This window comes from Amnimonas aquatica (assembly GCF_002943415.1).
Taxonomy (GTDB): domain Bacteria; phylum Pseudomonadota; class Gammaproteobacteria; order Pseudomonadales; family Moraxellaceae; genus Perlucidibaca; species Perlucidibaca aquatica_A.
Genome location: NZ_PTQZ01000135.1, coordinates 1 through 5,158 on the forward strand (window position 1 = coordinate 1; position 5,158 = coordinate 5,158).

Annotated in this window: 6 protein-coding genes; 5 read left to right on the forward strand and 1 reads right to left on the reverse strand. The window is 68.0% G+C overall.

Annotated elements, in window-relative coordinates:
• From C5O18_RS06325 to C5O18_RS06345, 5 genes are all read left to right on the forward strand, one after another.
• On the forward strand, nucleotides 1-507 hold a 507-nt coding region (locus tag C5O18_RS06325), incomplete at its 5' end, for a helix-turn-helix domain-containing protein (protein ID WP_146089243.1).
• 60 nt (nucleotides 508-567) lie between these two features.
• Nucleotides 568-1,185 carry a guanylate kinase gene (gene gmk, locus C5O18_RS06330; RefSeq protein ID WP_105192481.1) on the forward strand — a complete coding sequence of 206 codons (618 nt, stop codon included), beginning with the start codon at nucleotides 568-570 and terminating at the stop codon, nucleotides 1,183-1,185.
• A 179-nt stretch (nucleotides 1,186-1,364) separates the two neighbouring features.
• Nucleotides 1,365-1,637 carry a DNA-directed RNA polymerase subunit omega gene (gene rpoZ / locus C5O18_RS06335; protein WP_105192483.1) on the forward strand — a complete coding sequence of 91 codons (273 nt, stop codon included), beginning with the start codon at nucleotides 1,365-1,367 and terminating at the stop codon, nucleotides 1,635-1,637.
• A 102-nt stretch (nucleotides 1,638-1,739) separates the two neighbouring features.
• Nucleotides 1,740-3,866, forward strand: a complete 2,127-nt coding sequence (spoT, locus tag C5O18_RS06340; protein ID WP_105192485.1) for a bifunctional GTP diphosphokinase/guanosine-3',5'-bis pyrophosphate 3'-pyrophosphohydrolase — start codon at nucleotides 1,740-1,742, stop codon at nucleotides 3,864-3,866.
• Nucleotides 3,867-4,021: 155 nt separating this feature from the next.
• Complete coding sequence (locus C5O18_RS06345) at nucleotides 4,022-4,405, forward strand: RidA family protein (RefSeq protein ID WP_105192487.1); 384 nt, start codon at nucleotides 4,022-4,024, stop codon at nucleotides 4,403-4,405.
• Between the two features lie 16 nt (nucleotides 4,406-4,421).
• Here C5O18_RS06345 and C5O18_RS06350 read toward each other — a convergent pair.
• A partial coding sequence (locus tag C5O18_RS06350) for a transposase (protein WP_105192489.1) occupies nucleotides 4,422-5,158 on the reverse strand: 737 nt, incomplete at its 5' end.

A 5,158-nucleotide genomic window follows, 5' to 3' on the forward strand; every position in this document is an offset into this window, starting at 1 on the left:
TACGAAGCCCTGCTGGGCTGCCCGGTCAGCTTCGGCGCCGATGCCTACGCTCTGCGCTTCCCCGCCGTCTGGCTGGAGCGGCGACTGGACCTCGCCGATGCCGGCAGCAGCGACATGGTCATGCAGGAGGCACGCCGACAGCTCGCCCGCATGCCGCTGCTGAACCTGGAGAACCGCCTGCGCGCCGCCTGCTTCCGCGCCCTGCCCGGCCCGCTGCCGGAAGCCGCCGCGCTGGCCGGCGCGCTCGGCCTGCAACCGCGCCAGCTGCGCCAGTATCTCGGCCAGCAGGGCATCAACCTGCGCGTGCTGCACGATGACGTGCGCCGCGAGGCCGCGCTGTTCTGGCTGCGCGCCGGACACGATGACCTCGCCTCGCTGGCGCAGGCCTGCGGCTTCTCGGAACAGAGCGCCTTCCAGCGCGCTTTCCGGCGCTGGACCGGCCGGACACCCGGCATCTGGCAGGATGAACACAGGAATGACTTAAGCATCGACCCGTTTTTTGCTTGAATAGCGCCTTCGGCGACGCCGCGCTGGCGCCCGCCCCGATCCACGCGAATCGAGATCATCATGTCCGGCACCCTGTTCATCATCGCCGCCGCCTCCGGCACCGGCAAAACCTCGCTGGTGAAATCCCTCGTCGCCGGCGACGACCGCCTCGGCGTCTCGGTATCGCACACCACGCGCCCGGCACGCCCGGGCGAGGTCGACGGGGTGAACTATCACTTCACCGACCGCGAGCGCTTCCTTGCCGAAGTTGCGGAAGGCCAGTTCCTGGAACATGCCGAAGTCTTCGGCAACCTCTACGGCACCTCAAAGACCTGGGTCGAGCAGCAGCTCGCGGAAGATCGCGACGTGATCCTGGAGATCGACTGGCAGGGCGCGCAGATCGTGCGCGAGCTGATGCCGCAGGCGCTGTCGGTGTTCATCCTGCCGCCGTCGCTGAAGGCGCTGGCCGAACGCCTGAACGGTCGCGGCACCGACAGCACCGAGGTGATCGCGCACCGCCTGAGCGAGGCCATCGCCGACATCAGCCACTATGCCGAGTTCGACTACCTGGTGATCAACGACGACTTCGCCACCGCGCTGGCCGACCTGCAGGGCATCGTGCGCGCCGCGCGGCTGTCGCACCGGGCACAGTCGCAGCGTCAGGCCGAGCTGATCCGCCGCCTGCTGTCCGGAGCCTGAATACAGGTCGTCCGGGGGTGGCGGGGGCATGGGGCTGGAAAACACGCTGGAAGGCGCTACAGTTTTCCAGCCCCATGCCCCCGCCACCCCCGAAACACCATCTTCAGGCTGCGGTTGTGCGCTGCGCGGGCAGCCGGTAGAATTCCGCCTCTTTTCTGATCGCTGTCCGGAGGTCCGTCGTGGCCCGTGTAACCGTCGAAGACTGCCTGACCAATCTCGATAACCGCTTCGAGCTGGTGCTCGTCGCCTCCAAGCGCGCCCGTCAGCTGGCGACCGGTGGCAAGGAAGCCGGCCTGCCGTGGGAAAACGACAAGCCCACCGTCATGGCCCTGCGCGAAATCGCCGCCGACCTGGTGGACCGCTCCATTCTCACCGAAGTGCCGGAAGAGGAAGCGCTGCCCGACCTCAGCAACCTCGGCGACCTCGAGTACCAGCCCCCGGTCGAGATCTGATCCGGCGCACCCCCGCATGACCGGGGCGGCCAGTCAGCCAGGGCCCGGCAGTTGTGCGCTGCCGGCCTTGACGACACGCCCCGCGCGCCGGAGACTCGGTAGATGAGCTCCGGCATCGACGCCCTTTGTGACAGACTGCAAACCTACCTCACCTCCGACCAGGTAGAGGAAGTTCGTCGCGCCTACCTGTTTTCCGAAAAGGCCCACCTCGGCCAGTTCCGTCGCAACGGCGATCCCTACGTCACGCACCCGCTCGCGGTCGCGCACATCCTCTGCGACATGCACATGGACCACCAGAGCCTGATGGCCGCCATGCTGCACGATGTCATCGAGGACACCGGCGTTTCCAAGGAAGCCCTGACCAGCGAATTCGGCGCCGATGTCGCCGCCCTGGTCGATGGCGTGACCAAGCTCACCCAGGTGCACTTCAACTCCAAGGCCGAGGCCCAGGCCGAGAATTTCCGCAAGATGATCCTGGCCATGACCCAGGACGTGCGCGTGATCGTGGTCAAGCTCGCCGACCGCCTGCACAACATGCGCACGCTCGACGTGCTGACGGTGGAGAAGCGCAAGCGCGTGGCGCGCGAGACGCTGGAGATCTACGCGCCCATCGCCATGCGCCTGGGGATGAACGACATCCGCATCGAGTACGAGGAGCTGGGCTTCCAGGCCATCTGGCCCATGCGCGCCGAGCGCATCCGGCGTGCCGTGCTGGCCGCGCGCGGCCACCGCAAGGAAATGGTCACCAGCCTCGAGGTCGCCATCGGCGAACGCCTCGGCGCCGAGGGCATCAAGGCCCGCGTCGAAGGCCGCGAGAAACACCTCTACAGCATCTACCAGAAGATGCGCGAGAAGCAGCGCTCGTTCTCCGAGATCATGGACGTGTACGGCTTCCGCGTGATCGTCGACGGCGTCGATGCCTGCTACCGGACGCTCGGCATCGTGCACAACCTGTACAAGCCGATCCCGGGCAAGTTCAAGGACTACATCGCCATCCCCAAGACCAACGGCTACCAGTCGCTGCACACGGTGCTGAAAGGTCCGCGCGGGGTGCCGATCGAGGTGCAGATCCGCTCCGAGGCCATGGACGCCATGGCCAGCAACGGCATCGCCGCGCACTGGCTGTACAAGTCCGACGGCTTCACCAACACCTCGCAGACGCGCGCGCGCGAGTGGATGAAATCCCTGCTGGAGCTGCAGCGCAACGCCGGCGACTCCATGGAGTTCATCGAGAGCGTGAAGATCGACCTGTTCCCGGACGAGGTCTACATCTTCACCCCCAAGGGCCGCATCCTGACCCTGCCGCGCGGTGCCACGCCGGTCGACTTCGCCTACGCCGTGCACTCCGACATCGGCGACACCTGCGTCGCCGCCCGTGTCGACAATCGCCTGGCGCCGCTCAGCCTGCCGCTGACCACCGGCCAGACGGTGGAGATCGTGACCGCGCCCGGCGCCCGCCCGAACCCGGGCTGGCTGGACTTCGTGGTGACCAGCCGCGCGCGCGCCAAGATCCGCCACTACCTCAAGGACCAGCAGCAGGGCGAGTCGCGCGACCTCGGCCTGCGCCTGCTCGACAAGGCGCTGTCCGGCCTCGGCAGCAAGCTCGACGCGCTGCCCGAGAAGCGCGTGCGCAAGGTGCTCGGCGAGCTCGGCATGACCGACACCGAAGCGCTGCTGGAAAGCATCGGCCTGGGCAACCAGGTGCCGCAGATCATCGCGCGCCGCCTGGTGCCGGAAGATGACCATCCGGCGGTGAGCCGGACCGTGCAGCGACAGGCCGGGAAGGGCATATCCATCCGCGGCACCGAGGGCCTGGTGGTGTCGTACGCGCGCTGCTGCCGGCCGCTGCCCGGCGACGAGATCATGGGCCACCTGAGCTCGGGGCGCGGCGTGGTGATCCACCGTCACAAGTGCCGCAACATGGCGGCCGAGAGCCGCGCCAACCCCGACAAGTGCGTGCCGCTGCGCTGGGCCGACACCGTCAGCCGCGAATTCCAGAGCGAGCTGCGCATCGCGCTGGCGAACCAGCGCGGCCTGCTCGCCGTGATCGCCCGCGAAGTCACCGACAGCGATGCCAACATCGAGCACATCAACGTCGAGGAGAAGGGCTCGCACCACGGCGTCATGCAGCTCGGCCTGCAGGTGCGCGACCGCATCCACCTGGCGCAGATCATCAAGCGCATCCGCATCCTGCCCGGCGTCGACAAGGTCACCCGCGTCAAGGCCTGAGCCTCCGCAATGCGCGCCCGACGGCGCCAGCCCATCCCGCCGGGCCAGCGCCGGCCCGGACACGGCGAAGCGACGGCCGGGCCGACTTGCCGCGCCGGCCGCTTTTGCGGAGACTGTCGCCCTTCCCCGCCCACGACCATTCCCGGAGCCGCAGCATGAACCGCGCCGTCATCCAGACCCCGAAGGCCCCCGCCGCCATCGGCACCTACTCGCAGGCCGTGAAGGTCGGCAACACCATCTACCTGTCCGGCCAGATCGGCCTGGACCCGGAAAGCATGCAGCTGGTGGATGGCATCGAGGCCCAGATCATTCGCGTGTTCGACAACCTGCAGGCGGTCTGCGAGGCGGCCGGCGCCACGCTCAACGACATCGCCAAGCTGAACATCTTCCTCACCGACCTCGGTCACTTCGCGCTGGTCAACGAGATCATGGCGCGCTACTTCCAGCAGCCCTACCCGGCCCGCGCCGCCATCGGCGTCGCCGCGCTGCCGCGCGGCGCGCTGGTGGAAATGGACGGCATCGTGGTGGTGGCCGGCTGAGCAACCGTCTTGTTAGTCAAGAGCTATGCATAGTCGAGTCCCACATCGAGCCATGCTTTGCGATGGCGTTGAGCATGGTCAGCAGCTTGCGCATGCACGCCACTAGGGCCACCTTCTTGCGCTTGCCAGCGTCCAGCAGACGCTCGTAGCAGGCCTTGAGCGCCGGGTTGTGGCGCACCGCCGTCAGCGTGGCCATGTACAGCGTGCGGCGTACCTCGGCGCGTCCGCCCCAGATGGAGCGCTGCCCACGCATCTGGCCGGAGTCGCGGTTCAAGGGTGCCACGCCCACCAGCGCGGCGATACGGCGCCGGTCGAGCTTGCCCAGTTCGGGCAACTCGGCCAGCAGCACGGCCACGCTGGCCGCGCCGATGCCCGGCACGCTGCTCAGCGCTTGCGCCAGTGCAGCGTGATGGCGCTGCACGTGCGCAGCCACCTCCCCGTCACTGTCGCCAAGCTCCTGCTTGAGGAATTCGATGACCCGCTCGATGCTCGGGCGCGCCGCCGCGTGAGCCAGGCGCATGCGCTGGCGTTCGGAGGTCAGCATCTGCACCAGTTGCCGTCGGCGCAGCACCAGCGCTTGCAACTGCTGCAACTCGGCGTCGGCCAGCGGCTTGACGAAGCGCTCACGCTCGGGGTGCTGGTGCAGAACGCGGGCGAAGGCCGCGAGCATGCGCGCATCCAGCGCATCGGTCTTGGCCAATGCACCCATCGCGCGAGCAAAGTCGCGCGCCGTGCGCGGGTTGACCACTGCCA

Coding starts and splice junctions, on each gene's coding strand:
- C5O18_RS06345 (WP_105192487.1), top strand. CDS start 4,022: ATGAACCGCGCCGTCATCCAGACCCCGAAGGCCCCCGCCGCCATCGGC.
- spoT (WP_105192485.1), top strand. CDS start 1,740: ATGAGCTCCGGCATCGACGCCCTTTGTGACAGACTGCAAACCTACCTC.
- gmk (WP_105192481.1), top strand. CDS start 568: ATGTCCGGCACCCTGTTCATCATCGCCGCCGCCTCCGGCACCGGCAAA.